A 26,133-nucleotide genomic window follows, 5' to 3' on the forward strand; every position below is an offset into this window, starting at 1 on the left:
ATCCAAGCCGGAGCCCATCATGTTGAAGCAGCCGAATACCAAGTACCGTCCCGTTACCCCTGTTCCACTCGCCGACCGCCAGTGGCCGTCGCGCACCCTCACCCGCGCACCGATCTGGATGTCCACCGACCTGCGCGACGGTAACCAGGCCCTGTTCGAGCCGATGAACGGCGAGCGCAAGATGCGCATGTTCAGGATGCTGGTGGACATTGGCTTCAAACAGATCGAAGTCGCCTTCCCGTCGGCGTCGGACACCGACTTCAGCTTCGTGCGCACGCTGATCGAAGGCGGCCACATTCCGGACGACGTGACCATAGAGGTGCTCACACAGGCGCGCCCGCACCTTATCGAACGCACCATCGAATCCTTGCGTGGGGCCAGGCGCGCCATCGTGCATGTCTACAACGCGACCTCGCCTACCTTTCGCCGTGTCGTGTTCGACATGAGCCGCGACGAGGTGAAGCAGCTCGCGGTCGATAGCACCTTGCTCATCAAGCGCCTGACCGACGCGCGGCCTGAAACCGAATGGACCTTCCAGTACAGCCCGGAAACCTTTACCGCGACCGAACTCGATTTCGCGAAGGACGTGTGCGACGCCGTGGTTGATGCCTGGGGCGGGACGCCCGAGCGGCCGGTCATCCTGAACCTGCCGGCGACGGTGGAGATCGCCACGCCCAATCACTACGCCGACCAGATCGAATGGATGCACCGCAATCTGGCCAGGCGCGACGCCATCATCCTCAGCGTGCATCCGCACAACGACCGCGGTACCGCTGTAGCGGCCGCGGAACTGGCGGTGATGGCCGGCGCCGACCGCATCGAGGGCTGCCTGTTCGGCCACGGCGAACGCACCGGCAATGTCGATCTGGTGACGCTGGCGCTCAATCTCTACACGCAGGGCATCGACCCGGGTCTCGATTTCTCGCGCATCAACGACATTGCGCGCACGGTCGAGCAGTGCACCGGCATTCCGGTGCACGCCCGCCATCCCTACGCGGGCGACCTGGTGTTTACGGCCTTTTCGGGTTCGCATCAGGACGCGATCCGCAAGGGCCTGGCTGTACAGCAGCCGGACGCGCTGTGGGAGGTGCCCTATCTGCCGGTCGATCCGGCCGACCTCGGCCGCACCTACGATTCCATCATCCGTGTGAACAGCCAGTCCGGAAAGGGCGGCGTCGCCTTCCTGCTCGAAAGCGAATACGGCATATCGTTGCCGCGCCGACTGCAGGTCGAGTTCTCGGGCGCGGTGCAGCAGATCGCCGACAGCAGTGGCCGCGAAGTGTGCGCCGCCGATATCTGGAAGCTGTTCGCGCAGAATTACTTCGAAGCCGATGCGCCGCTCGACTATGTCACCCATCACCTGTACGAGATCGGCGACGAACAGGGCATGGACCTGGTCGTGAGGGTGCGCGGCGTGGAGTGCCGTCTTTCCGGACGCGGCAACGGACCGATCGCCGCCGCGCTGGACGCGCTCGCACTGCCGGTACGTCTGCACGATTACGAAGAGCGCGCCATCGGTCACGGTGCCGATGCGGCCGCCATCGCCTTCGCGGAATTCGTGATCGAAGGCGTGCCCGGTACGACCTTCGGTGCCGGCATGCACCGCAACATCGTGACCGCTTCGGTGCTCGCCCTGATCAGCGGCCTGAATCGAGGCATCGCCAAGCTCGACCCGGCCGCTGCGCTCAAGCTGCTGGACGGTTGCGCTGCTCCCGCGACGGAGTGAGTGCGGCCGCGCGCGGCGCGATTCAGTCCGCGTCGCGCTTGCTGCCGCATACCTGCGGCTGCAGTGCCTGGCCCCAGCGGCGCGACAGGCGGCGTGACAGCCACCATCCGCTGCCCAGTCCGGTCATGCCCGCGACCAGCATGCCGGCTTCCGGTCCGCCGGACGCGCCGTACAGCCCCATGCCGAGCAGCAGACCGGCCAGAGGCACGACATAGGCGAGCAGTGCGGCGGTCGCGGGTACGCCATCGTCAACATTCAGCGTGATGTGGTCGCCGGCGCGCAGGCGCGCAGCAAGCCCGGCATCGACCTCGATCCGGTGCACTGCGCTGCTTCCGCTGCCGCAAGCCGATTGCGACCTGCAGCTACCGCATGCTTCGGGCGATTCGGTGCGCACGGTCAACCGTGCGCCCTGGATGCCGAGCACTTGCGCAATACGTTCGCTCATCGATGCAATCCTCCCTGCTCGGGACCGAAGCAGACTGCGTGCCAACGAAGCACGCCGGCCAGTTGGGCCGGGCGGTGAACTGGACGAAAAAGTGGCTGTGTTGGCTCCGCGACAAACGCGACAAACCTTGCATTCAAGCGGTCTGCGCACCGTTTTGTGACGCGCTGCACCAACATTGACAGCGGAATATGTGCGGGCGCCGGAGGCATTTCGACAGAAGGGCTTATAGACGCCTTTCCTCGACACCGGGCAGGAGCCTGATTCTCGGTACAAGGTTTGCTTTGTGACAACTGGCCCGCGGAGTCGACATCCGTCGGCCTTACCGGTGGTGGCATGCGTGGAGGCGGAGAGTACGCCGGTAATTCCCCGACAGAAGAAGCAGAGCAGGGGCAGCGAACAAAAGGGGAAGGTGCGTCCGGAACGGACGCCCGTGAAACGCATGACCTGGGGGCTGTGCCATGGCGGCAATCGGCAGTGATGTGAACGTTCGGGCGAACGTCGAACTGGTGACCGTGTACGAACTGAGCAAGATACTCAGTTCATCACTGGACATGGGCAAGACCTTGCGTGAGGCGCTGAACCTGCTGACGCATCACCTCGAGTTCCGGCGCATGATGATCGCGCTGGCGGACGACGACGGCGAGGCGCTGAGCCTGGCTGCGGCTGTGGGCCTGACCACCAAGGAATGGTCCAGCGGACGCTACCGGTCGGGTGAGGGCATCATCGGGCGCGTGTTCGCGTCCGGCTCGCCGGTCGTGGTGCCCGACATATCGATGGAACCGCTGTTCCTGAATCGCACCGGCGCGCTCGACCAGCAGACCGACGAGGCGATCGCCTTCATCTGTGTGCCGATGCGCGCCGGCAGCGACATGCTGGGCGTGCTCTGCGCCGACCGTGTCGCATCGCGTCACGGCAGCTTTGGCAACGACGTGCGCGTGCTGTCCATGGCGGCCAATCTGATCGGGCAGTCTGTTGCCCTGCAGCGTGTGGTCAATGACGAACATGAACGCCTGCTGCATCAGGCCAAGCAGATCCGCCGCGAAAGTCGCGGTCGCGTCAAGCTGGACAATGTGATCGGCAGCTCCGCACGCATGCAGCAGGTGTTTTCCGAGGCGCACCAGGTTGCGCCGACCCGATCCACCGTGCTGTTGCGGGGCGAGAGCGGTACCGGCAAGGAAGTGATCGCCCGTGCCATTCACGAACTTTCGCCCCGAAAGAGCGCGCCCTTCATCAAGGTGAATTGCGCGGCGCTGTCCGAGTCCCTGCTCGAATCCGAGCTGTTCGGTCACGAGAAGGGATCGTTCACCGGCGCCACCAGCGAGCGCAAGGGCCGGTTCGAGCTGGCCGACAGCGGCACCCTGTTCCTGGACGAGATCGGTGACATATCCCCGGCCTTCCAGACCAAGCTGTTGCGCGTGCTGCAGGAGCGCGAATTCGAGCGCGTCGGCGGCAGCAAGGCGATCAAGGTCGATGTGCGCCTGATCTGTGCCACCAACCGCAATCTGGAAAAGATGGTGGCCGCCGGCACCTTCCGCGCCGATCTCTATTTCCGCATCAACGTGGTGAGCATCTTCCTGCCACCTCTGCGCGAACGCCGCGACGATCTGCCCGCGCTGGCACAGCATTTCGTCGACCGCTTCAATCGCGAGAACGACCGCCAGATGCGGATCGCGCCCAGCGGTCAGGCGGTGATCATGCACTGTTACTGGCCGGGCAATGTGCGCGAGCTCGAGAACTGCATCGAGCGTACCGCCACCATGGCACATCACGACGCCATCGAGGCCTCGGATTTTCCCTGTTCGGCCAATCGCTGCCTGACCCAGGTGCTGCATTTCGTCAAGAAGGACGACGCGGTGGCGCCAGTCGAAGCAACCGTCGGCGCAGCCGAGGATGACGCGGAATCCTGTAGCCCGTCCGGAATGACACTACCGGTCCGTCCGGCGGTCGGCGGCGAGAAGCCGGATGGCGAGCGCGAACGCCTGATCTGGGCGATGGAGCAGTGCGGGTGGGTACAGGCCAAGGCGGCGCGGTTGCTCAACATCACGCCGCGCCAGATGGGCTACGCGCTCAAGAAGTACGACATCGAGGTGCGTCGCTTCTGACCTGTGTGCCGCAGGAGCGAGCGCAGCTCGCGATTCCACCCTCAAGCGAAGCCCGCGGCCTTGAACGAAGCCTGCGGCCTGCATAGCCCGCATCGCGGCCAGAGGCCGCTCCCACAAAAGCTCGGCCAGGCCGGGAACGGAGCCAAGGTTTCGTGGGAGCGGGCTTGCCCGCGATTGCGGCCTGGAACGAAGCCTGCGGCGTGCAAATGCCGCATCGTGGCCAGAGGCCGCTCCCGCAAAAGCTCGGCCAGACCGGGAACGGAGCGAAGGTTTCGTGGGAGCGGGCTTGCCCGCGATTGCACCCCCGAACGAAGCCCGCGGCCGGCATAGGCCGCTCCCGCAAAAGCTCGGCCAGGCCGGGAACGGAGCGAAGGTTTCGTGGGAGCGGGCTTGCCCGCGATTGCACCCTCGAACGAAGCCCGCGGCCGGCATAGCCCGCATCGCGGCCAGAGGCCGCTCCCACAAAAGCTCGGCCAGACCGGGAACGGAGCGAAGGTTTCGTGGGAGCGGGCTTGCCCGCGATTGCACCCCCGAACGAAGCCCGCGGCCGGCATAGCCCGCATCGCGGCCAGAGGCCGCTCCCACAAAAGCTCGGCCAGACCGGGAACGGAGCGAAGGTTTCGTGGGAGCGGGCTTGCCCGCGATTACACCCTCGAACGAAGCCTGCGGCCGGCATAGCCCGCATCGCGGCCAGAGGCCGCTCCCACAAAAGCTCGGCCAGGCCGGGAACGGAGCGAAGGTTTCGTGGGAGCGGGCTTGCCCGCGATTGCACCCTCGAACGAAGCCCGCGGCCGGCACATTCCGCATCACGCCCAGAGGCCGCTCCCACAGAAGCGCGCCATGGCCGCGGAACGCCCCGCATTCCAGGCCGGAGCGAGCATCGCATCGCGACGCCCCTGTCACCATTCCTTGCGCATGCCCCAGGGATGCGAGCCGGGCACCAGCTCGGCGGTGATGCCCTTTTTCGCGATGTCGTCCAGCGTGCGGTAGAACGTCGCTTCATGCATCAGCGTGCCGCTCTTCGAATACAGTGCGACGTATTTGGACGGCATGTCGACCTCTACCGTGAGATCGCCTCCTGCGTCCTGCACACTGCGCGCGTTGCCGTTCCAGTCGATGAAATAGCCGGTTTCAGAAGTCATCTCCGCTCCTTCACGCCAGCGCGGGATCTTCGAGCACCGCGGATGCGCTCACTGTCACGTTGTTCTTGGTTGCATCGGTGTAGGGGCAGACCTTGAGTGCCCGTTCCACCAGGCTGTCCGCGGTCGGCTGATCGATGCCGTTCAGGATGACGGTGAAGCGCAGCGCCATGCGATAGGCCTCCTCGAAGTTCTTGAACAGCGAAATTTCCGCCTCCACCATGCAGCCCTTCAACGGCAGGCGGTCCGCGCGCGCGATGTGGCGCACCGAATGCTCGAAACAGGCGGCATAGGCCGCCGCGAAGAGCTGTTCCGGATTGGCGCCCGGCTTGCTGCCGCCCATGGATTCAGGCGCTGCGAGCTGCAGCTTGAGCTGGCCGTCCTCGCTCTGGACGCGACCGTTGCGGCCGCCCTGACTGAATATGCGTGTGCTGTAGATGAGGTCCATGAAAAATCTCCTGGCGGGGTGGAAGGTTCAACTGGAACAACTGAGCGGCGCGGAGCATGCGCTGTCCGCCGGCGGTTGCGCGTAGCGCGCGAGAGCGGGCTGGTCGTCGAAGGGCTGGCGCAGGCAGTCCAGCACCCGGTGAAGGCTGCGCAGATCACCCTGCCGCGCATCGCGGATCACTTCGTCGGCCATCCAGTTGCGCAGGATGTAGCGCGGATTGACCTTGAGCATGGCTGTCTGTCGCGGCTCGTCGCGGCTGGCTTCGCGTGCCAGCCGGGCGCGCCAGCCGATCAGCCAGGCGTCGCAGGCTTCGCGGTCGGCGAACAGGTCGCGCAGCGGCGCGTCGCTGCATGCGCGCTCGTCCCGCGCGGGCGCCCCGGGCAGGCGCGACAGCGTGCGGAAGAACAAGGTGTAATCCACCCGTTCGCGCGCGAGCAGTCCCAGCGTGCCGGCGATCAGATCGTCGTCGCCAGGCAGTGCGTGCATGAGGCCCAGGCGCGCGCGCATGCGCTCGCCGTAACAGCGGTCGAAGGCGGGCTGGAAATGCCGGTCGACGATGTCGCGCGTCACGTCCGGGTGTCCGATCAGCGGTCCCAGCGCGTCCGCCAGCACATAGAGGTTCCAGTGCGCGATGCGGGGTTGGGCGCGGAAGGCGTAGCGGCCGTAGGTGTCCGAGCGGTTGCTGATGCGACCGGGATCGAAACGGTCCATGAAGGCGAACGGGCCGTAATCCAGCGTGAGGCCGAGCAGCGACATATTGTCGGTGTTCATGACGCCGTGTATGAAGCCGATGGCCTGCCAGCTCGCGACCAGTGCGGCGGTGGTGTTGCAGACATCCGCGAGCAGTGCCGCGTAAGGCTGCGCGGCGTCCCGCAGTTCGGGCCGGAAATGGGCGATCACATGGTCGGCGAGCAGGCGCAGATGGGCGGTGTCGTCTTCCGCGTGGAAATGCTCCGGTGTGCCGAAGCGCACGAAGGACGGCGCCAGGCGGGTCACCACGGCGGCGGTTTCCATCCCGTCGCGCTGCACTTCGAGCGATGAGCCGACGATGCTGAGTGCACGCGTGGTCGGAATGCCCAGCGCATGCATGGCTTCGGATGCGAGAAATTCGCGCAAGGACGAGCGCAGGACCGCGCGCCCGTCAGCGAAGCGCGCATACGGTGTGGCGCCTGAGCCTTTGAGCTGGACTTCCAGCGGACCGTCGGCGCTGTCCGCATCGCCCAGCAGATGCGCACGGCCGTCGCCCAGCCGTCCGGACCAGGTGCCGAACTGATGACCGCCATAGACGGTGGCCAGCGGCTGCGCGCCCGGCAGGAGCTGCGATCCGGACAGCCAGGCAGCCGCCTCGGGGCGCGTCATCTGTGCGTCGTCCAGCCCGACCAGCCCGGCCGCGTCGGGGCTGAAAGCAAGCAAACGCGGTTCGCTTAGCGGCACCGGCGCAACACGGACGTGAAAGGCCGCAGGCAACGCCGCCTGGCGGCTGCCCGTGATGAGCTGTTCCAGCGTCTTTGGTGGCGACAGATGTCGCGCAAAGGGCAGTGGAGGAGGAAGCGGAGCGTTCATGTCGATATCCGTGGCGAGGATCGCGCAGCAAGAATCGGTCCGCTGGCGGTGCTGCTCACGGTCGGCCCGGGATCAGCCCCGAGCCGACGCCGTCCGCAACGCGCGAGCCGGATGACGCATCCGGGGCGGTCGGCGGGTCGCGCTGTCGCAGGCGCGACAAAGCCGACAGCCTGCCGTGTCGCAGCCGACACGCGACGTCCGGACGCGGCAAGCCGGTCGCGCCGACAGGGCGCCGCCACGCGACCTGCGCCGCGCCATCGCTCGCCGGGCGCAGGTCGCGCGCGATGGCGCGATGCTTGCTGCGTGCCGCGTCACGACTCACGAATGTCTGCCGGAGGACTGCAGCATGCTCGATACGCTGATCATTGGCGCCGGCGTGGCCGGCCTGACGCTCTGTCGTCACCTCGTCGCAAGCGGTCGCGACGTGCTGGTTCTGGAGGCGCGACATCGCGCGGGGGGGCGCGTGGATACGGTGGCTGGCGCGGCACCGCTGGATCTCGGTCCCGGCTGGTTCTGGCCCGAGGTGCAGCCGCGCATGGCCGCGCTGGTGCAGGAACTGGGTCTGCCCAGCTTCGAACAGCACGACAGCGGGGCGGTGCTGCAGCTTTCGCAAGCCGACGGCAATCCGGAGGTGCTGTCGAACGGACCGGTGCATAACGGCGCGCGACGGCTGGAAGGCGGCATGGTGAAGCTGGTCGATGCGCTGGTGCGCGCGATCGGCGACCGGCTGCGCACCGGCTGCGTGGTGGAGGCCATCCGGCTGCGTGGCGATCACGTGGAGGTCGGCGCGCGATCCGGCGCCGAAACGGTCACCATCGTCGCGCGCCATGTGGTGCTCGCGCTGCCGCCGCGCCTGATCGCCGAATCCATCACCTTCGATCCGCCGCTGGACCGCACCGTGGTGCAGACGCTGCGCGAGACGCCGACCTGGATGGCGGCGCAGGCCAAGGCCTGCATCCGTCTGCCGCGCGCGTTCTGGCGCGAACGCGGCCAGTCCGGCAACGCCTTCGTCACGCACGGTCAGGCGGTGCTGGCGGAAGTGTTCGATGCCTGCGCGCCCGGCGGCGCGGCTGCACTCGGGGGCTTCGTCGCCCTGCAGCCGGACATGCGGCGCGCCTGCGCGTCCGCCATGCCGCTGATGGTGCGCAGCCAGTTCGCACAGATATTCGGTCCGGAGATGGACCAGGGCGAACTGCACCTGCGCGACTGGGCGGGCGAACCCTATACCTGCAGCACGCTTGATGCCGCCGAGCCCGGCGGTCATCCGGACGACAATGTAGCCCTGCTCGCCGCCGCACTGTGGAACGGCCGTCTGCATCTGGCGGGCAGTGAAACCGCCAGCCGCGGAGCCGGCTATCTTGAGGGGGCACTGGATTCGGCGGCGCGCGTGGCGGCCCGTCTGCGCCACCCGGCAGTGGCGACGCCATTGTCGGCGTCGAACCAGGCGGCGGTCCAGGCCTTCGCCGAATGGGTGGCAACCAAGCGGGCGGCGGCGCCCGACCTGTATCGGCAAAGCGTGGTGCGCGCCTTGTCGGCATCGCGCAGTGAGGGCATGACCCAGGCGGTGCTGGCCGCGGTGACCGACCATGTTTACCAGTCGGCGCTCGATCACGCGGCATCGCTGCAATTCGACGTGGCGGAGCTTTCGGTTCAGCAGGGCCGATGCGTGCTAACGCCGCATCTGCTGCAGCCGTTTTCCGGCTTCAGCGAAACACTGATCGAAACGGCGGTGCAGCACAACCGCACCTCCTGTGCACTGTCCAACTTCCCGGACGAACACCAGCCGTCGGATGACTACCTCGGCCTCATTCGCCGCGACATGCTGATCGCGTGGCGCGCTTTCGCGCAGTCGATCAACGATCTGCTGATCGAGAGGGGCCTGGCGACCTCTCAGCCCTCGCTCTGACCGATCGACCGGGAGGCCGGCCCGGCAGCGTCGCTGCCGGGCCGTTTCATTTGTGCGGATGCGGATGGGGGCGGGGGCACGGTGCGCCGTGTCGCCGCATTTCACCGGTGCAGCGGATGCTTTGTGGGGTTTGTCGCAAGCGTAGGTTTACGCGCAATCGAGGTGGTCGGCAGGGTGTCTGCATGTCCATGAATAAAAAGAGGAAATTGCGGTGGCACGGAACTGGCTAATTTGAACGGGCCAGCCCACGTCGCGCCACAGCAGAAGAAGGAGCCTATTCATGGAAAGTGCAGCAGCGAGCTATGTCAGCCTGGCTGACCTGAAATCCAGTGGCAACGCCCTGGCGGTCACCAATGAAGCCCCGTCGCATTCGGGCTGTGGAACCAAGGGTGGAGAGGGCAAGGCCAGTTGCGGCACGTCCGGTGGTCCGGATGACATGCCCTCCCACATCTGGGACAAGGTGAAGAACCATCCCTGTTATTCGGAAGAGGCGCATCACCACTATGCACGCATGCATGTGGCGGTGGCGCCGGCCTGCAACATCCAGTGCAACTACTGCAACCGCAAGTACGACTGTTCGAACGAGTCGCGTCCGGGCGTGGTGTCACAGAAGCTGACGCCGGAACAGGCGGTGAAGAAGGTGGTGGCGGTCGCCAGCGAAATCCCGCAGATGACGGTGCTCGGTGTGGCCGGCCCCGGTGACTCGCTGGCCAATCCCAAGAAGACCTTCGACACCTTCAGGATGCTGCAGGAGCAGGCGCCCGACATCAAGCTGTGCCTGTCCACCAACGGCCTGGCGCTGCCCGATCTGGTCGACGAGATCTGCAAGTACAACATCGACCACGTGACCATCACCATCAATATGGTCGATCCGGAAATCGGCGCCAAGATCTATCCGTGGATCTTCTGGGACCACAAGCGCGTGACCGGCGTCGAAGCCTCCCGCATCCTGCACGAGCAGCAGATGAAGGGCCTGGAAATGCTCACCGCGCGCGGTGTGCTCACCAAGATCAATTCGGTGCTCATCCCCGGCATCAATGATGCGCACATGATCGAGGTGAACAAGGCGGTCAAGGAACGCGGTGCCTTCCTGCACAACATCATGCCGCTCATTTCGGAAGCCGAGCACGGCACCGTATTCGGCCTGACCGGCCAGCGCGGCCCCACCGCGCAAGAGCTGAAGGCGGTGCAGGACGCCTGCATGGGCGGTGCCAACCTGATGCGTCACTGCCGCCAGTGTCGCGCCGATGCGGTCGGCCTGCTGGGCGAGGACCGCAGCGCGGAATTCACGCTCGACAAGATCGACGAGATGGAAGTGGTGTATGACCTGGATCGCCGCCGCAGCTACCAGGAGCGCGTCGAAGCCGAACGTCAGGCGCAGCACGCTGCCAAGATCGAGGCGCTCAGCGCGACCGAGGTCAACGAGCTGACCAAGGACATCAAGGTGCTGGTCGCCGTGGCCACCACCGGTGGCGGACGCGTGAACCAGCATTTCGGTCACGCCGACGAATTCCAGATCTTCGAGGTGTCGGCGGGCGAGGCGCTGTTCGTCGGTCACCGTCGTGTCGATCTGTACTGCCAGGGCGGCTATGGCGAGGACGAGCAACTGCCCTCCATCGTCAATGCGATCAACGACTGCCACGCGGTGCTGGTGTCCAAGATCGGTGCCTGCCCGCGCGACGAACTGGTGGGCGCCGGCATCGACCCGGTGGATCGCTATGCCGACGAGTTCATCGAGAAGGCGGCGCTGTCGTGGTTTGCCGACTACACCGGCCGCGTTGCCCGCGGCGAGATCACGCATGTGCCGCGCGGCGATGCATCGATCCGCCAGGGTGCCTTCACCGCCGCAGCCTGATCTGTCCGGACGGACCGCGGCGCAGGCCGCGGTCCCCCTCGCCAAGGAGAAAGAGCCATGTCACTCAAGATCGTCGCCAATCTCTGTACGGGCTGTTCGGCCTGTGAGCCGGAATGTCCGAACGACGCGATCAGCGAACTGAAGAACATCTTCGTCATCGATCCGGCCAAGTGCACGGAATGCGAGGGCGACTTTGATGACCCGCAGTGCCTGTCGGTCTGTCCGATCGACGACTGCATCCTCCCCCTTGAAACCGAGGCAGCCGCCTGAGGACAACCATGACCAACGTGACCCTGACGCCCGCCGCGTCGAAATTCATCCAGCGCATGGTGCGCTTCTCCGGTGAACCCGCAGGAGCCGGCTTCCGCCTGCTCGTGAGTCCGGGCGGTTGCTCGGGCTACAACGCCGAGTTCACCGTCGAGGCCGCACCGGCGTCCGGCGATTCCGTCGTCGAGGTGTCGGGCAGCCGCCTGTTCCTGCCCGCCGAGTCGCGTCTGCTGCTCGAGGGGGTGACCATAGATTTCGCGGACACGCCGACCAAGAGCGGCCTCACCTTCATCGTGCCGAACCAGGCGCCATGCGCCTGCAGCAGCAGCGCGCCGGCTGGTGCGCCGGTGGTTCAGCACGCGCATGGACACGACGGTCACGGGCATGCAATGCCTGGCGTCGTGACTGTCGGTCTGGACGCGATCCGGCGGAGCTGAAGGAGCGATGTCATGCAGGCGATCGGCAACGAGGACGCGCTGGGCGGCGTGGATCTGGCCGCACTCGGCCACGGTCTGCCGGCCGAGGCCGAAGCGCTGATAGCCCGCGCGGGAACCGTGCGTTCCCGCGTTGCCGAGGCGCAGGCCCTGCTCGAACAGGCGTGCGCGCTGGCACCCGATCATCCGGCGACGCTGATCGCGCTGTATCGCTTTCACTTCTACGGCAACCGGCTCGCCGACGCGCGGGAGGTGGCCGACCGGGCCATCGCTCTGGCCACATCCGCGCTCGACCTGCCTGCCGACTGGGCGCTCATCGCTGCCGACGAACGCTTCTCGCGGCTCGAGGTGTTGCCGCGCTTCCTGCTGTTCTGTCTCAAGGGCCACGCCTATCTGAGCGCGCGCCTGGGCGAGCTGGATGCGTCGCGGCGGGCGCTTGCCAAACTGGACGAACTGGATCCTGACGACAAGGTCGGCCACAAGGTGATCAAGGCGGTGCTGGCCCGGATGGGACGGGACGATATCGGCTACGAGGACTGTCCGGATATTGCCGCCCCGCCGGTGGAGGCGACGCCATGATGAGTGCCACGGCCGATATCGAACGCGGGTTCGGCGACGACATTCCTCCGCTGGACTGGACCGGCGCCGACCTCGATTGCACCGGTTGCGAGGCGCGCGAGCAGGGCGCGCGCTGCCAGCGCGGCCATGCCTGCGTGCAGGACCGCTACGCCAAGCGCATCGACCGCTTCTTCCGCTGGAATCCCGCGCTGAGCAATCACTTCCTGCATCACCCCTATTTCGAGGTGAGGGCGATCGCCTGTCGCCATGCCGACGTGTTCCGTCTCATGTCCCTGATCGACGACGAAGACGAAACCGTGCGGCTTTCGGTCGCGGTGCGTCTGCCACTGGCGCAGACCGTGCGTCTGCGCGAGGACCCGCATCGCGAGGTGCGCATCCGCGTCGCCATGCGGCTGGAGGGGGGCGAACTGCTGGCCATGGCCGGAGACGAGGACTACTACGTGCGCAAGCTGGTGGCGCAGCGGCTGCCGCTGTCCCTGCTGCCGCGCATGCTGGACGACCGCGATGCCGAAGTGAGGCTGGAGGCGATCAAGCGCATAGGCATGCCGGGACTGCTGCGCATGTGCGGCGACCGCGAGCCCGCGGTGCGGCGCGAGGTGGTCGAGCGGCTGCCGGTTGCGCAGCTGTACCGCATGGCGGACGACCCGGCCTGGGAGGTGCGCTGGGAGGTCGCGGCCCGTGCCGACCGCGAACTTGCGCTGCGCATGTCCGCCGCGGATCCGGAACAGGATGTGCGCGAGCGTGCGCGCATGCGCATCGAGGAACTTGATGGACTGAACCAGGGAGATCGCAATGGGTGACATCAGCCGCGACAGCGACACCGTCGAACTGACGGCTCCGCCGATATTCAAGTATGGCGAGCGCGTGATCAGCCGCTACACGATACGCAACGACGGCACCTATGTCGGCAAGGACATCGGCGAAGTGCTCGCGCGCAAGGGTGACGTCGGTTTCGTCACGTCGATCGGCAATTTCCTGCAGCAGTACTACATCTACGCGGTCGAGTTCATCGACACCGGCAACCGCGTCGGCATGCGCGGGCGCGAGCTGGTGTCCCTCGACAACCTGCCCGACCATGTTGCCGAGGCGCTCGGCAACGAGAAGATCGAGCAACTGTCGGGCATACGTCCGGGGAGCGCCTGACCATGTTTGCCGATCTGCGCGAAGCGAAGTACCAGTGGGGTCAGAGAGTGACCGCCACGGTCGATCTGTACAACGACGGCTCGCATCCCGATGTGCCGCTCGATGCCTTGCTGGTGGCCGAAGGCGCACCCGGCGAAATCGTGCAGATCGGACATCACGAGGAAGCCAACATTCCGATCTACATGGTCGAGTTCGCGGCCGGTCCGGGCAGCACCGACGACAAGCCGCGCCCGTGCGTGATCGGCGTGCTGGAAGAGGAGATCGCACCGGTCTGACCGGTGCGGACCGCGCCATGACGCCCGCACTGAGCCCGGTCAGCATCGCGGCCGTGTCCGGCGGCGGCGTGCTGGTCGCCGAATCGGAGCTGCTGCGGCGGCGCGTGCTGCGCGCGCTGGCGCAGCGCGAACGTTACCGCTACGTGCATCCGGTGCTGCACGACATCGACGATGGCTGGCTGATCACCAGTCCGTGCTGCTCGCGCAACGTAGACCCGGAGGGCGGCAGCATAGACATCGCACGCATCCGCCATGTCGACGCGAGCTGGCTGCTCGAGGCGCGCGATCACGCGGCATCGCGCTGGGTCGCTCATACCCGGTCCAACAGTCTGGACCGCGTGCTGGATCTCATTGTTCACGATCCCTGCAAGGAGTTCTGGCCATGATCTACCTGGATTACAACGCGACGACCGAGCCATTGCCCGAGGTGGTCAACGCCATCGTGGCGTGCATGCGCCAGCTCTGGGCCAACCCGTCGTCCAAGCACCCGGCCGGTCAGGAGGCGAAGCGCGCGCTGGCGGCGGCGCGGGCCGACGTCGCGGCACTGATCGGCGCCCAGCCGGCGGAAATCATATTCACCAGCGGCGCCACCGAAGCCAATCATCATGTGCTGCATGGCGCGCTCGCCCGGGCATCGGTACCGGCGCGCGTACTGCTGTCCGCGATCGAGCACAGCGGTTTCCTGAAGGCCGCGCAGAAGCTGCGCGACCAGGGGGTCGAGGTCGAACTCGTTCCGGTTACGCCGCTGGGCGTGGTGGACCTCGATGCCTTGCGTGTCGCGCTCGCCACGCCCGCCGCTCTGGTGTCGGTCATGGCGGCCAATAACGAAACCGGGGTGCTGCAGCCGGTGGGCGAGGTGGTATCCGCCGCCCGCGCTGCCGGCGTGCCGGTGCACATCGATGCGACCCAGCAGGTCGGCCGCATGCCGGTGGACTTCGCCGGCTGGGGCGTCGACCTGATGTCGCTGTCGGCACACAAGTTCGGCGGTCCCAAGGGCTGCGGTGTGCTGGTGCAACGCAAGGGACTGGACTGGCCCGCGCTGATGCCCGGCCAGCAGGAACGCGGCCGTCGCGGCGGCACGGAGAACATGCCGGGCATCCTCGGCTGTGCCGCCGCCGCCCGGCAGGCTCAGGCCAGCCTGAAGTCGGAAGCTCTGCGGCTCGGCGCGCTGCGCGACGCGCTGGAAGACGCGCTGCTGGAAACCGTGAGTGGACTGACCGTGTTCGGCCGCGGCGTGCCGCGCCTGCCCAACACGCTGTTCTTCGCGATCGAGGGCTTTTCCGCCGACCGGGTGCTGTCGCGTCTGGAGCGCGAAGGTCTGAATGCCGCATCGGGCGCCGCCTGTTCGTCCGGCGGCAATGCGCCCTCGCATGTGCTCCTTGCCATGGGCGTGCCGGAAGGTCTTGCGCGCGGCGCCGTGCGCATATCGCTCGGCCGCGGCACCGACGCCGAACACCTGTCGCACGTGGTGCACGTGCTGCGCAGCCTGCAGACCGAAGCCGCCGCCGAGGCGGCGTGAACCGATCACCCAACAGAAGGAGTCTTCATGAAAGTCATGATCCGCAGGAGCAGCAAGGGCGAACTGTCGCTCTATGTGCCCAAGAAGGACCTGGAGGAGCCCATCGTCCAGATGGAGCGCCCCGATATGTGGGGTGGCCAGATCACGCTGGGCAACGGCTGGACCCTGGACCTGCCGGAGATGGCTGCCGACACCAAGCTGCCGATCACGGTGGAAGCCCGGCTGACGGGAGGCAAGGACTGACATGGCTCTGAACGCAGAACAGTTGCGCGAGGTGGCGCGCATCACGCTGGCCGCGCCCACTCTGCGTGAGGCAATCACCGGCGTGCGCCAGGCCCTGCCCGGGGTGCACGCCTCGGCGGTCGATCCCTACGACATGCGCGGCGAGCAGCCGGCGCTGCGCATCGGCGACCGCGACCTCTTCCTGATGCACAGCGACGGTCACTGCTGGTCGGTCACCACCGACCCGCTGAACGCGCACGGCATCGTGCTGACGCAGAACACCTGAACCGGGAGAACGACATGGACAGTGACTGGATCCCCCTTTCGATCGCCGACGTCGGCGAACGCGAATCCCTGCTGGTCGAACAGGTGATGCGATCCGGGCGCCTGTCCGGCGGTCCCATGGTCGAAGCCTTCGAATCGGTGTTTGCCGACCTGCACGACCGCCGCTATGCGGTCGCGGTGTCCAGCGGCATGGCGGGTGCGTGGATGGCGCTGCGCGCGCTCGGCATCGGCCCCGGCGACGAGGTCATCGCCAGCGCCTACAGCTGGCATCACATCGCGCATGCCATCGTGCACGTGGGTGCGACGCCGGTGCTGGCGGACATCGACTACTGGTGCGGCGCGGTGGCGCCGGAAGCCGTGCAGGCGAAGATCACGCCGCGTACACGCGCCATCATCGCCAACAACTGCAACGGCCATCCCGCCGCGTGGAAGCCGCTGCGCGACATTGCCGACGCGCACGGCCTGGCCCTGATCGAGGATTCCACCGAGGCCATCGGCTCCCGCTACATGGGGAAACTGGTCGGCACCTTCGGCGACATGTCCATCTTCGACTTCTCGCAGCCGCTGGCGATGAACTGTGGCGAGGGCGGCATGGTGCTGACCGACGATCCCAAGCTGGCGTCGGAGCTGCGCTATCTGCGCGCGCATTCGCTGGCCGACCGCAATTCGGTATCGGTCGGCAGCCGGGTACCGCTGTCGGCCAATATGAGCGACATCGCGGCCGCCATCGGCATCGCCCAGGCGGAACGCATCGACGAAATCCACGCCCGGCGCAAGCAGGTCGAGGTCTGGTACCACGAACAGATGCAGACCTTCGAAGGCATCAAGCCGCCGTATCTGGCGCAGGACGTCGACGAGGTTCACTGGATGCTCTACGTGGTGCATCTGGGCAAGCGCTTCACCGCGAGCGCGCGTCAGCAGCTCATCGAGGACATGGATACCGAGGCGGTGGAGACGGCCGGCTACTGTCGGCCGCTGCACCAGCAGTTCCACTACCAGCAGTACGGCTACACCAAGGGCAGCCTGCCGAATACCGACCGCATCGCCGACCGCTCGCTGGCATTGCCCTTCCACGGCTTCATCGAGCTGGACGAAGTGCGCTTCATCGTCAAGACGCTCAAGGACGCCGCCACCAATGTCGGTGCCGGCGCCGCCATCTATCTATAAGGAATTCCAATGACCACGAGCACAAGCGATCTGTCGGCCCGCATCGGCGCCATCGAGGACGGCCTGCGCGCGGGCACCGTCGTGCCCTATCTCGGCCCGGGCATGCTGTCCCTGGTACCGGAGTACGCGGTGCCGGCCAATCCCGAGGCGCTGGTGGCCCTGCTCACCGCCAGGGTGTCGGTACCGCACAAGATACGCAACCGCCTGACCCAGGCTGCGCAGTTCATCGAGAACTTCAAGCATCGCAAGACCCTGGTCGACCAGATGAACAGCGCGTTCGCCGCGTCGCCGCTCGCATCGCCGCTGCATGCCTGGCTGGCCGGACTGGGTCTGCCGCTGATCGTCGATGCCTGGTACGACGAAGCCATGGCGGCTGCACTGCAGGAAGCCGGCGTCAGTTGGGGCGAGGTGCAGGGACTGTCGCAGTCCGAACATTTCGGCACCTGGACCGGCTGGTACGACAAGGACGGCAATCCGGTGCCGGACCGCGCGCCGGACTGGAAGACCATCCTGTACAAGCCGATAGGCTCGGCGTCGCCGGCGGCCAATTACCTGGTGTCGGACACCGACTATGTCGAAGTGCTGACCGAGATCGACATCCAGACGCCGATTCCGCAGGAAATCCAGGCCCTGCGCAGCGGGCGCAGCTTCCTGTTCCTCGGCTGCCGCTTCAACGACCAGCTCACGCGCACCTTCGCGCGCCAGATCATGAAGCGCTCCAGCGACCGTCACTGGGTCGTCATGCCGGAAGAACCGACGCGCATGGAGGCGAAGTTCCTGGGCGAACAGAACATCACCCGCATTGTCATGCCGCTGTCCGAATTCGCCGAACGCGTGCTCGCGCCGGCGGCTGTCTGACCCGCCCTTTTGTCCCACCCTCACAAGGAGAACTGATCATGCCCACTCTCACGATACAGCCGTCCGGCGCCACCACCGAAGTCGCGCCGGGTACCTCGCTGCTGGCCGCCATTCTGGCTGCCGGCGAAAAGCTTGCCAGCAAGTGTGGCGGCGAAGCCAAATGCGGCGCCTGTCATCTGTTCGTTCTCGAAGGCCGCAAAAGTCTGTCCCGGACCAGCGGCGTCGAGAACGAGAAGCTCGACAGCATCGTCGGCGTCGGCTCGAAATCCCGTCTCGCCTGTCAGGCGAAGATGGGTGAAGAGAACGTGACGGTCGAACTGCTCAGCTTCGTCTGACGCGACCGGCCCCCTCGACAAAAACGACCAGGACTACAGGAAGAACACCATGAGCTACGATGCGATCAAATCCGAACGCGGCCTGTGTGCCGGAAACCGCCCCGGTCTTGCCGGCAAGTGCAACGGACAGTTGTTCGAGTGCGAATGCGGCAATGTCGGTTGCCGTCAGACCTACGACAACGCCTGTTCCAACCAGGCCTATTCCGCCGGCTTCCGTTGCACCAAGTGCGGCGCGGTCGGCAAGGCCAGGCCGGTGAGCTACGAATACCGCATCGGCGCCTGAGGCGGATCGCGATGACCGGCGTGCTGTTCAGTGCCGCCTCGCTGTCCATGCTGGATGAAAGCTGCAGTGGCGTGCTCATCCTCGCGGAAGGCCTGGAACGCGACGAATTCCTCGGTTCGCGCCTGACCCGTTCCGAGGTGTGCCGCCTGCTGCAGATCATCGCGCGACTGATGCAGGGCATGCCGCCGGAAGCCTGTCAGCGTCTGCCCGAGATCGACTGGGCCGGCTGGTCGCTGCTGTCGCGGGCCTTGCCCGATGGCGGTCCGCCGGCGGATGACACGATATGGTTCGCGGTCACCTCACTGGTGCCGGCCACGCTCATGTGGTTGCGCCTGTACCGCGAGCGCGAACCCGGTCTGTTTTCGTTCGCGAGCTGAGAGGCCGGCACTTGCGGTCAGAACTCCATGACCTGGGGTTCGTCGTCGCCGATCGCGATGCGGGCGCGGACCAGCCGCTCGCCATCCCACTCGTAGTCGTGGCGCATTTCGGTTTCGCCATACACCTTCTTTTCGCAACTGACGATGCGGCCGGAGGCGTCGTAATCGACCTGGAACCAGGTGTTCCGGTTGCGCAGGGCCTCCGGCTGAAGTTCCTCGGCGAACTGCAGCGGCAGCTTCACGCCGCGATAGGTCAGGAAGTAGCGTGTATGCATCGTGCTCATGAAGTGAGGTGATTCGATGTCGATGACGGTGAAACAGTTGATTGCCGCGCTGCAGGACATGCCCGCGGATGCCACGGTGCTGCTCGAGGGCGACGCCGGCTATTCGCCGCTGGGTGCGCTGGAAATGCTCGGCAACGGTGGCGGCCTGCCGGACGAGGTGGTGCTGCAGCCGGACATGACGCCGGACTGAATGCGTCGCGCCGGACCGGTGCGCGCAGCGCCGGGTCAGACCGGTGGCTGGCACCCCTGTGCCGCCTTCGCCGGGCCGGCCGCACAGCCTTCCGCCGCGGCTTGCGCACGCGCCGCGGCGTCCGGCGTGAGCCCTATCCACAGGTCGATCGCGGCCGGGTCGAAGCCCACCCGCCTTTCGTCACCCACCTGCAGCAAGGGACGACGGATGAGCAGCGGCTCGGCCAGCAGCCACCGCAGCGCCTCCCCGCGTTCCAGCGACTCCGGTACCACTTCGCCCTGCTTGATACGGGGTGCGGCGCGGTTGAACCAGTCGGTCACCGGCAGCGGATCCAGGAAATCGAGCAGACGCTCGGCCGACCACGGCTCGCTCAGCAGGTCGCGCACCGTCAGCGTATGGCCCGCGTCCTGCAGCCATTTCTTCTGGCGCGGGTTGCCGCCGCAGCCCGGCTTCTCGTAGAACACCACGTGTGCCATACAGATTCATCCTCCGTGCACATGTCATGTGTACCGCCGCGCTGCGCCTGCCGAACGGGCCGGCCATGCAAAGCCGGCCCTGTGCGAGCGAAGCGAGCGTGGGGGCCTCCATCTCAGACCGGACGATTCTCGTACATATTGCGGATCGGACCCATGAGCTTGAGGCCTTCCTCATAGGTGATTTCCGGGAACTTGCCGGTGAACTTCGCCGCCGCGTCGGCGATGGCATCGACCTTGCCGCCGGTGTCCAGCTTCTTGAGGTCGTTCTTCTCGAGATAGAGCAACTCGAGCATTTCGTTGTACACGGTGGCTTCGTCGATCGGCAGGATGTAGAAGGTCGCTCCGCCGTACTGCACCTGGTAACGGGTCGACAGGTCGATGTTGTCGCAGAACAGGAAGTACTTGCCGCTCGGCGACAGTGCGTCACCCAGTACGTCGGCCAGCAGCGCGAGGTACTCGAAGGACAGCAGGAAGCCGGTGAAGTAGGCGATGTGCGACGAGCCCGCCTCGGCGGCCATGATGACCTGGTCGGTGCTGATTTCCGGAGGACGGGCCTCATCCGCGAACTGCTGGGCGAATTTCAGCGCGATGTCACCGCGGAAGCCGAAGCGTCCGCCCTTGGGTGTTTCACCCTTGAACACCGGGTTCAGCAGACGCTTGTCTGCGTCCAGGCCGGCGAATGCGGTTTCAGCGATTTGAATGCTCATGAGGGGTCCCCTGATCGTTGCGGAGAAAGTCCGCGGTCTTGAAAAAGGCGTTGTCGAGTTCGCGACGCAGGTTGTCGTCGCTCACCGTTTCCGTCAGCGCTGCGCGCATGCAGACCATCCACGCATCGCGTTCGGCCTGGCCGATGCGGAAGGACAGATGCTTGCGGCGCAGTCGCGGATGGCCGCGCTCCGTTGAATAGCGTTGCGGGCCACCCATCCACTCGACCAGATAGTTCACGAGCACACGCTTCACATCGCGCAAGTCCGGTCCGTGCATGGCACGGATGGCCTGCGCATCCTCCCGCTCGCTCATGTGGGCGTAGAAGCGATCGACCAGGAGGGTGATCGTCGCTTCTCCACCTATGCGCTCGTAATGCGGATTGTGCGCAACGGGGGCCGAAGCCACCGACGGTGCAACGGGAGGCGGGGCAGGCGGGCGCGGGTTCATGATCATCTGCCTATGGGTTGACATGACCACGGGAGCAAGCGCCGTACCCGTTTGCCCGCGGCGACGCCAAACCGCCTGTGCACGCGGAATGTCGCGAGACTCACAACGCTGTCGCATTGCCATCGTTCCCGGACAAAACCCCACAACGCTGAGGGATTTGTCGCATTTGTCGCAAGCGCGCGGTGCCCGTCACGGCACCCCCGGAACTCTCTGGAACGGCGTGCGCACGCCATTCCGATGTCCTCCATGAAGAATGGCACGCCAGTTGCTGAATCGGTCATGCACCGACCATGTCTTGCCGACCAGTGGCTGACCATGAAGACCAACAATGGGCACGAGGGGCTGCATCCGGTGGCACGGTACTCCGTCAAGACCCTGTGCTTGGCGGCATTCAACGTCTCATCGACTCAGGAGAAACACACATGTCCTCTCTCAGACAAATCGCCTTCTATGGCAAGGGTGGTATCGGCAAGTCGACCACTTCGCAGAACACCCTGGCCGCGCTGGCCGAAATGGGTCAGAAGATCCTCATCGTCGGTTGCGATCCCAAGGCTGACTCGACTCGCCTGATCCTGCACGCAAAGGCACAGGACACCATCCTGTCGCTGGCCGCTGAAGCCGGTTCGGTGGAAGACCTGGAACTGGAAGACGTCATGAAGATCGGCTTCCGCGACATCCGCTGTGTCGAATCCGGTGGCCCGGAACCCGGCGTCGGCTGCGCCGGCCGTGGCGTGATCACCTCGATCAACTTCCTGGAAGAGAACGGCGCCTACGAAGGCGTCGATTACGTGTCCTACGACGTTCTGGGTGACGTGGTGTGCGGCGGCTTCGCCATGCCGATCCGCGAAAACAAGGCGCAGGAAATCTACATCGTCATGTCCGGCGAAATGATGGCCATGTACGCCGCCAACAACATTTCCAAGGGCATTCTGAAGTACGCCAATTCGGGCGGCGTGCGTCTGGGCGGCCTGGTCTGCAACGAGCGCAAGACCGACAAGGAACTGGAACTGGCCGAGTCGCTGGCCAAGAAGCTGGGCACCACGCTGATCCACTTCGTGCCGCGCGACAACATCGTGCAGCACGCCGAACTGCGCCGCATGACGGTGATCGAGTATGCGCCGGATTCTGCGCAAGCCGGTCAGTACCGCATGCTGGCGGAGAAGGTCCATGCGAACAAGGGCCAGGGCATCATCCCGACCCCGATCACGATGGACGAACTCGAAGACCTGCTGATGGAGCACGGCGTCATGGCCCAGGTCGACGAGTCGCAGGTCGGCAAGGCCGCAACTGCCGCCTGAGAAGCGAGAGTCGAGTAAGGGGAGTCGCGGATTCCGGTCCGTGGCTTTCCGGCCAGCGCCAGCAAGCCCGCGACTCTCCCTCCCTCTGCTCTCTGAGCGGAACGCAGGACGCCCCGCGATCCGCTCATCCCCCGCGGGGGAGGGGCCGGACAGACCGGCCCTGGGGGGCGCTTGATACGACAGGAGTATTCACATGAGCATGACCGTAGACGAAAAGAAGGCACAGAACGCAGCACTGATCGCCGAAGTGCTGAAGGCCTACCCGGAAAAGACCGCCAAGAAGCGCGCCAAGCACCTCAATGTGCATGAGGAAGGCAAGCCGGACTGCGGCGTCAAGTCCAACATCAAGTCGCTGCCCGGCGTGATGACCATCCGTGGCTGTGCCTATGCCGGTTCCAAGGGCGTGGTGTGGGGCCCGATCAAGGACATGATCCACATTTCGCATGGCCCGGTCGGCTGCGGCCAGTACTCGTGGGCTGCCCGCCGCAACTACTACATCGGCGTGACCGGGGTCGACACCTTCGTCACCATGCAGTTCACGTCGGACTTCCAGGAAAAGGACATCGTGTTCGGCGGTGACAAGAAGCTGGAAGTCATCATGGATGAAATCCAGCAACTGTTCCCGCTCAACAAGGGCATCAGCGTGCAGTCGGAATGCCCGATCGGCCTGATCGGTGACGACATCGAAGCGGTGTCGAAGAAGAAGTCGAAGGAATACGGCGGCCACACCATCGTGCCGGTGCGCTGCGAAGGCTTCCGCGGCGTCAGCCAGTCGCTCGGCCACCACATCGCCAATGACGCGATCCGCGACTGGGTGTTCGAAGGCACCACCAAGAAGGAACGCGAGTTCGTCTCCACCCCGTACGACGTGGCCATCATCGGCGACTACAACATCGGTGGCGACGCCTGGTCCAGCCGCATCCTGCTGGAAGAGATGGGTCTGCGCGTGATCGCCCAGTGGTCCGGCGACGGCACCATCGCCGAGCTGGAGAACACCCCGAAGGCGAAGCTGAACGTGCTGCACTGCTATCGCTCGATGAACTACATCAGCCGCCACATGGAAGAGAAGTACGGCATCCCATGGGTGGAATACAACTTCTTCGGCCCGAGCAAGATCGAAGAATCGCTGCGCGAGATCGCCTCACACTTCGACGATCGCATCAAGGAAAACGCCGAGAAGGTGATCGCCAAGTACAAGCCGCTGATGCAGGCGGTGATCGACAAGTACCGTCCGCGCCTGGAAGGCAAGAAGGTCATGCTGTTCGTGGGCGGTCTGCGTCCGCGTCACGTGATCGGTGCCTATGAGGACCTGGGCATGGAAGTGGTCGGCACCGGCTACGAATTCGGCCACAACGACGACTACCAGCGCACCACGCATTACGTCAAGGACGGCACGCTGATCTATGACGACGTCACCGGCTACGAATTCGAGAAGTTCGTCGAAAAGGTGAAGCCCGACCTGGTCGGCTCCGGCATCAAGGAAAAGTACGTGTTCCAGAAGATGGGCGTGCCCTTCCGTCAGATGCACAGCTGGGACTACTCCGGTCCGTACCACGGCTACGACGGCTTCGCCATCTTCGCCCGTGACATGGACATGGCGATCAGCTCGCCGATCTGGGGCCTGTCCAGGGCTCCGTGGAAGAAGTAAGCAGTACGACGTGAAGCGTAGGGTGGGTTGAGGGCACCGAAACCCACCACCAGGACCGCAAGGTCACCGGGCGGGGATCAGCCCCTGCCCACCCTACAACAAGGAGTGTTCACCATGCCTCAATCAGCCGACAAGATCCTCGACCACGAACACCTGTTCCGCGAGCCGGAATACCAGGACCTTCTGAAGAACAAGAAGGAACAGTTCGAGTACAACCATCCGGACGCGAAGATCCAGGAAATCGTCGAATGGACGAAGACCGAGGACTACAAGGAAAAGAACTTCGCCCGTGAAGCCCTGACCGTCAATCCGGCCAAGGCCTGCCAGCCGCTCGGCGCCGTCTATGTAGCCAATGGCTTCCACAAGACGCTGTCCTTCGTGCATGGCTCGCAGGGCTGTGTCGCCTACTACCGTTCGCACTTCTCGCGTCACTTCAAGGAACCGACCTCCTGCGTGTCCTCGTCGATGACCGAAGATGCAGCGGTGTTCGGTGGCCTGAACAACATGATCGATGGCCTGGCGAACTCGTACAATCTGTACAAGCCCGACATGATCGCCGTGTCGACCACCTGCATGGCCGAAGTGATCGGCGATGACCTGAACGCCTTCATCAAGACCTCGAAGGACAAGGGCAGCGTGCCGATGGAATTCGACGTGCCGTTCGCGCACACCCCGGCCTTCGTCGGCAGCCACATCACCGGCTACGACAACGCGCTGCTCGGCATCCTGCGCCACTTCTGGGACGGCAAGGCCGACACCGCGCCCAAGCTGGAGCGCCAGCCCAACGATGCGATCAACTTCATCTTCGGTTTCGACGGCTTCGTCGTCGGCAACATGAAGGAAATGAAGCGCATCCTCGACATGTTCGAGATCGACTACAACATCATCTGCGATCCGTCGGAAACCTGGAACACGCCGACCGATGGCGAATTCCGGATGTACGAAGGCGGCACCACCAAGGAAACCGTCGAGCGCGCCCTGCATTCCAAGGCCACGGTCATCTTCCAGGAGTTCTGCTGCGAGCGTACCGCCAAGTTCATCGCCGACCATGGCCAGGAAGTCGTGCTGCTGAACAGCCCGATCGGCGTTGCCGGCACCGACAAGTTCCTGATGGAAATTTCGCGCCTGACCGGCAAGCCCATCCCGGCCGAGCTGGAAAAGGAACGCGGCCAACTGGTCGATGCGATGGCCGACTCGCAGGCTCACCTGCACGGCAAGCGCTACGCCATGTACGGCGACCCCGACATGATGCTGGGCCTGACCGAATTCCTGCTCGAGCTGGGTGCCGAGCCGGTGCACATCCTCGCCACCAATGGCGAGAAGGAGTGGGCGGCGAAGGTGCAGCAGGTGCTCGACGCCTCGCCCTATGGCGGCGGCTGCAAGGTGTATCCGAAGCGCGACCTTTGGCACATGCGCTCCCTGCTGTACACGGAACCGGTCGATTTCCTGATCGGCAACACCTACGGCAAGTATCTCGAGCGCGACACCGGCACCCCGCTGATCCGCATGGTGTTCCCGATCTTCGATCGTCACCACTACCACCGCTACCCGATCTGGGGTTACGAAGGCGGCCTGCGCGTGCTGGTCATGCTGCTGGACGAGTTCTTCGAGTCCATCGACACGAACACCATCGTGCCGGGCAAGACCGACTACTCGTACGACATCATCCGCTGAACCGCATTTCCTTGGTTGCCGCGCCGCACTTCCGTGCAGGCGCGGCTTTTTTTTGCCCCTTCGCCCCAAGGGCGCAACGCCGCGCATGCCGGCCGTGGGCTTCGTTTGCGGGTGTTGTCGCGAGCGGGGCTCGCTCCTACGACATCCCCGCTCCGTTCGTGGTCAGCGCGCGGTTCTGTAGGAGCGACCCCAGGTCGCGACGCGGCCCACGCCGGCCGCAGGCTTCGTTCCAGGCTAGGGTCGCGAGCAAGGCTCGCTCCTACGACATCCCCGCTCCGTTCGTGGTCAGCGCGCGGTTCTGTAGGAGCGACCCCCAGGTCGCGACGCGGCCCACGCCGGCCGCAGGCTTCGTTCCAGGCTAGGGTCGCGAGCAGGGCTCGCTCCTACGACAACCCCGCTCCGTTCGCGGCCAGCGCGCGGTTCTGTAGGAGCGACCCCCAGGTCGCGACGCGGCCCATGTCGGCCGCAGCCTTCGTTCCA

The 26,133-nt window shown here is 65.3% G+C and carries 31 protein-coding genes; 23 read left to right on the forward strand and 8 right to left on the reverse strand.

Going from position 1 to position 26,133, the window contains the following annotated elements:
* The first annotated feature begins 19 nt into the window (after positions 1 to 19).
* Positions 20 to 1,726 (forward strand): 2-isopropylmalate synthase, encoded by a 1,707-nt coding sequence (leuA, locus tag A3Q7_RS0115785; RefSeq protein WP_018412874.1) that lies wholly within the window; start codon positions 20 to 22, stop codon positions 1,724 to 1,726.
* Positions 1,727 to 1,748: 22 nt separating this feature from the next.
* Here the strand turns inward: leuA and A3Q7_RS20825 are convergent, their stop codons facing one another.
* The gene (locus tag A3Q7_RS20825; protein ID WP_018412875.1) at positions 1,749 to 2,171 is read right to left on the reverse strand and encodes a SoxR reducing system RseC family protein; all 423 of its coding nucleotides are present in this window, start codon (positions 2,169 to 2,171) and stop codon (positions 1,749 to 1,751) included.
* Between the two features lie 458 nt (positions 2,172 to 2,629).
* Here A3Q7_RS20825 and nifA point away from each other — a divergent pair, with 458 nt between their 5' ends.
* On the forward strand, positions 2,630 to 4,273 hold the full coding sequence (nifA, locus tag A3Q7_RS0115795; protein WP_018412876.1) for a nif-specific transcriptional activator NifA: 1,644 nt from the start codon (positions 2,630 to 2,632) through the stop codon (positions 4,271 to 4,273).
* 899 nt (positions 4,274 to 5,172) lie between these two features.
* Here the strand turns inward: nifA and A3Q7_RS0115800 are convergent.
* The 3 genes from A3Q7_RS0115800 to A3Q7_RS0115810 are packed head-to-tail and all read right to left on the reverse strand — an operon-like array spanning position 5,173 to position 7,423.
* The gene (locus A3Q7_RS0115800) at positions 5,173 to 5,415 is read right to left on the reverse strand and encodes a hypothetical protein (protein WP_018412877.1); all 243 of its coding nucleotides are present in this window, start codon (positions 5,413 to 5,415) and stop codon (positions 5,173 to 5,175) included.
* Positions 5,416 to 5,425: 10 nt separating this feature from the next.
* Positions 5,426 to 5,860 carry an Ohr family peroxiredoxin gene (locus A3Q7_RS0115805; protein ID WP_018412878.1) on the reverse strand — a complete coding sequence of 145 codons (435 nt, stop codon included), beginning with the start codon at positions 5,858 to 5,860 and terminating at the stop codon, positions 5,426 to 5,428.
* Between the two features lie 27 nt (positions 5,861 to 5,887).
* A complete protein-coding gene (locus A3Q7_RS0115810) occupies positions 5,888 to 7,423 on the reverse strand; it encodes a protein adenylyltransferase SelO (RefSeq protein WP_018412879.1) in 1,536 nt (511 codons plus the stop codon).
* Between the two features lie 346 nt (positions 7,424 to 7,769).
* Between A3Q7_RS0115810 and A3Q7_RS0115820 the strand changes: the two genes are divergently transcribed.
* The 17 genes from A3Q7_RS0115820 (at position 7,770) to A3Q7_RS0115900 (ending at position 18,928) form a co-directional block, all read left to right on the forward strand.
* A complete protein-coding gene (locus A3Q7_RS0115820) occupies positions 7,770 to 9,329 on the forward strand; it encodes a flavin monoamine oxidase family protein (RefSeq protein ID WP_018412881.1) in 1,560 nt (519 codons plus the stop codon).
* A gap of 280 nt (positions 9,330 to 9,609) precedes the next feature.
* On the forward strand, positions 9,610 to 11,184 hold the full coding sequence (gene nifB / locus A3Q7_RS0115825) for a nitrogenase cofactor biosynthesis protein NifB (RefSeq protein ID WP_018412882.1): 1,575 nt from the start codon (positions 9,610 to 9,612) through the stop codon (positions 11,182 to 11,184).
* Between the two features lie 57 nt (positions 11,185 to 11,241).
* On the forward strand, positions 11,242 to 11,454 hold the full coding sequence (locus A3Q7_RS0115830) for a 4Fe-4S binding protein (protein WP_018412883.1): 213 nt from the start codon (positions 11,242 to 11,244) through the stop codon (positions 11,452 to 11,454).
* Between the two features lie 8 nt (positions 11,455 to 11,462).
* A complete protein-coding gene (locus A3Q7_RS0115835) occupies positions 11,463 to 11,888 on the forward strand; it encodes a HesB/IscA family protein (RefSeq protein ID WP_018412884.1) in 426 nt (141 codons plus the stop codon).
* A 12-nt stretch (positions 11,889 to 11,900) separates the two neighbouring features.
* Positions 11,901 to 12,464 (forward strand): tetratricopeptide repeat protein, encoded by a 564-nt coding sequence (locus A3Q7_RS0115840; protein WP_018412885.1) that lies wholly within the window; start codon positions 11,901 to 11,903, stop codon positions 12,462 to 12,464.
* Complete coding sequence (locus A3Q7_RS0115845) at positions 12,461 to 13,264, forward strand: 4Fe4S-binding leucine-rich repeat protein (RefSeq protein WP_232418007.1); 804 nt, start codon at positions 12,461 to 12,463, stop codon at positions 13,262 to 13,264. The genes A3Q7_RS0115840 and A3Q7_RS0115845 overlap by 4 nt, the downstream gene beginning before the upstream one ends.
* A complete protein-coding gene (locus A3Q7_RS0115850; protein ID WP_018412887.1) occupies positions 13,257 to 13,607 on the forward strand; it encodes a nitrogen fixation protein NifZ in 351 nt (116 codons plus the stop codon). The genes A3Q7_RS0115845 and A3Q7_RS0115850 overlap by 8 nt, the downstream gene beginning before the upstream one ends.
* 2 nt (positions 13,608 to 13,609) lie before the next feature.
* Positions 13,610 to 13,882, forward strand: coding sequence for a nitrogen fixation protein NifZ (locus A3Q7_RS0115855; RefSeq protein ID WP_018412888.1), 273 nt, complete (start codon positions 13,610 to 13,612; stop codon positions 13,880 to 13,882).
* A 17-nt stretch (positions 13,883 to 13,899) separates the two neighbouring features.
* Positions 13,900 to 14,268, forward strand: a complete 369-nt coding sequence (locus A3Q7_RS0115860) for a DUF3024 domain-containing protein (protein WP_018412889.1) — start codon at positions 13,900 to 13,902, stop codon at positions 14,266 to 14,268.
* The gene (locus A3Q7_RS0115865) at positions 14,265 to 15,401 is read left to right on the forward strand and encodes a cysteine desulfurase family protein (protein ID WP_018412890.1); all 1,137 of its coding nucleotides are present in this window, start codon (positions 14,265 to 14,267) and stop codon (positions 15,399 to 15,401) included. The genes A3Q7_RS0115860 and A3Q7_RS0115865 overlap by 4 nt, the downstream gene beginning before the upstream one ends.
* A gap of 27 nt (positions 15,402 to 15,428) precedes the next feature.
* A complete protein-coding gene (gene nifT / locus A3Q7_RS0115870) occupies positions 15,429 to 15,644 on the forward strand; it encodes a putative nitrogen fixation protein NifT (RefSeq protein WP_026224921.1) in 216 nt (71 codons plus the stop codon).
* A 1-nt stretch (position 15,645) separates the two neighbouring features.
* Positions 15,646 to 15,909: a hypothetical protein gene (locus tag A3Q7_RS0115875; protein ID WP_018412892.1), complete on the forward strand. Its 264-nt coding sequence runs from the start codon at positions 15,646 to 15,648 to the stop codon at positions 15,907 to 15,909.
* A 14-nt stretch (positions 15,910 to 15,923) separates the two neighbouring features.
* Positions 15,924 to 17,075, forward strand: coding sequence for a DegT/DnrJ/EryC1/StrS family aminotransferase (locus A3Q7_RS0115880; RefSeq protein WP_018412893.1), 1,152 nt, complete (start codon positions 15,924 to 15,926; stop codon positions 17,073 to 17,075).
* A gap of 9 nt (positions 17,076 to 17,084) precedes the next feature.
* Positions 17,085 to 17,933, forward strand: a complete 849-nt coding sequence (locus A3Q7_RS0115885) for an SIR2 family NAD-dependent protein deacylase (RefSeq protein ID WP_018412894.1) — start codon at positions 17,085 to 17,087, stop codon at positions 17,931 to 17,933.
* Between the two features lie 38 nt (positions 17,934 to 17,971).
* Positions 17,972 to 18,268 carry a 2Fe-2S iron-sulfur cluster-binding protein gene (locus tag A3Q7_RS0115890; RefSeq protein WP_018412895.1) on the forward strand — a complete coding sequence of 99 codons (297 nt, stop codon included), beginning with the start codon at positions 17,972 to 17,974 and terminating at the stop codon, positions 18,266 to 18,268.
* 49 nt (positions 18,269 to 18,317) lie between these two features.
* Positions 18,318 to 18,551 (forward strand): hypothetical protein, encoded by a 234-nt coding sequence (locus A3Q7_RS0115895; protein WP_018412896.1) that lies wholly within the window; start codon positions 18,318 to 18,320, stop codon positions 18,549 to 18,551.
* Between the two features lie 11 nt (positions 18,552 to 18,562).
* Positions 18,563 to 18,928: a ribonuclease HepT family protein gene (locus A3Q7_RS0115900; RefSeq protein WP_018412897.1), complete on the forward strand. Its 366-nt coding sequence runs from the start codon at positions 18,563 to 18,565 to the stop codon at positions 18,926 to 18,928.
* A 17-nt stretch (positions 18,929 to 18,945) separates the two neighbouring features.
* Here A3Q7_RS0115900 and A3Q7_RS0115905 read toward each other — a convergent pair whose 3' ends face one another.
* The gene (locus A3Q7_RS0115905) at positions 18,946 to 19,212 is read right to left on the reverse strand and encodes a DUF6156 family protein (protein ID WP_026224923.1); all 267 of its coding nucleotides are present in this window, start codon (positions 19,210 to 19,212) and stop codon (positions 18,946 to 18,948) included.
* A 16-nt stretch (positions 19,213 to 19,228) separates the two neighbouring features.
* Between A3Q7_RS0115905 and A3Q7_RS20830 the strand changes: the two genes are divergently transcribed.
* Positions 19,229 to 19,402: a hypothetical protein gene (locus A3Q7_RS20830; RefSeq protein WP_157278215.1), complete on the forward strand. Its 174-nt coding sequence runs from the start codon at positions 19,229 to 19,231 to the stop codon at positions 19,400 to 19,402.
* A gap of 35 nt (positions 19,403 to 19,437) precedes the next feature.
* Here the strand turns inward: A3Q7_RS20830 and A3Q7_RS0115915 are convergent, their stop codons facing one another.
* From A3Q7_RS0115915 to A3Q7_RS0115925, 3 genes are all read right to left on the reverse strand, one after another.
* The gene (locus A3Q7_RS0115915) at positions 19,438 to 19,878 is read right to left on the reverse strand and encodes an ArsC/Spx/MgsR family protein (protein ID WP_018412900.1); all 441 of its coding nucleotides are present in this window, start codon (positions 19,876 to 19,878) and stop codon (positions 19,438 to 19,440) included.
* A gap of 113 nt (positions 19,879 to 19,991) precedes the next feature.
* Entirely contained in the window at positions 19,992 to 20,585 is a 594-nt protein-coding gene (locus tag A3Q7_RS0115920; RefSeq protein ID WP_018412901.1) for a hypothetical protein, read from the reverse strand.
* The gene (locus A3Q7_RS0115925; RefSeq protein WP_040571010.1) at positions 20,566 to 21,033 is read right to left on the reverse strand and encodes a group II truncated hemoglobin; all 468 of its coding nucleotides are present in this window, start codon (positions 21,031 to 21,033) and stop codon (positions 20,566 to 20,568) included. Before A3Q7_RS0115925 ends, A3Q7_RS0115920 begins: the two co-directional genes overlap by 20 nt.
* Before the next feature lie 422 nt (positions 21,034 to 21,455).
* On the opposite strand from A3Q7_RS0115925, the gene nifH reads away from it, so the two are divergent.
* From nifH to nifK, 3 genes are all read left to right on the forward strand, one after another.
* Positions 21,456 to 22,331 carry a nitrogenase iron protein gene (nifH, locus tag A3Q7_RS0115930; protein ID WP_018412903.1) on the forward strand — a complete coding sequence of 292 codons (876 nt, stop codon included), beginning with the start codon at positions 21,456 to 21,458 and terminating at the stop codon, positions 22,329 to 22,331.
* A 193-nt stretch (positions 22,332 to 22,524) separates the two neighbouring features.
* Positions 22,525 to 23,979, forward strand: a complete 1,455-nt coding sequence (gene nifD / locus A3Q7_RS0115935) for a nitrogenase molybdenum-iron protein alpha chain (protein WP_018412904.1) — start codon at positions 22,525 to 22,527, stop codon at positions 23,977 to 23,979.
* Positions 23,980 to 24,093: 114 nt separating this feature from the next.
* Complete coding sequence (nifK, locus tag A3Q7_RS0115940; RefSeq protein ID WP_026224925.1) at positions 24,094 to 25,653, forward strand: nitrogenase molybdenum-iron protein subunit beta; 1,560 nt, start codon at positions 24,094 to 24,096, stop codon at positions 25,651 to 25,653.
* Positions 25,654 to 26,133 lie beyond the last annotated feature (480 nt).

The sequence above is a fragment of the Methyloversatilis thermotolerans genome, from assembly GCF_000372885.1.
In the GTDB taxonomy this organism is placed as follows: Bacteria; Pseudomonadota; Gammaproteobacteria; order Burkholderiales; family Rhodocyclaceae; genus Methyloversatilis; species Methyloversatilis thermotolerans.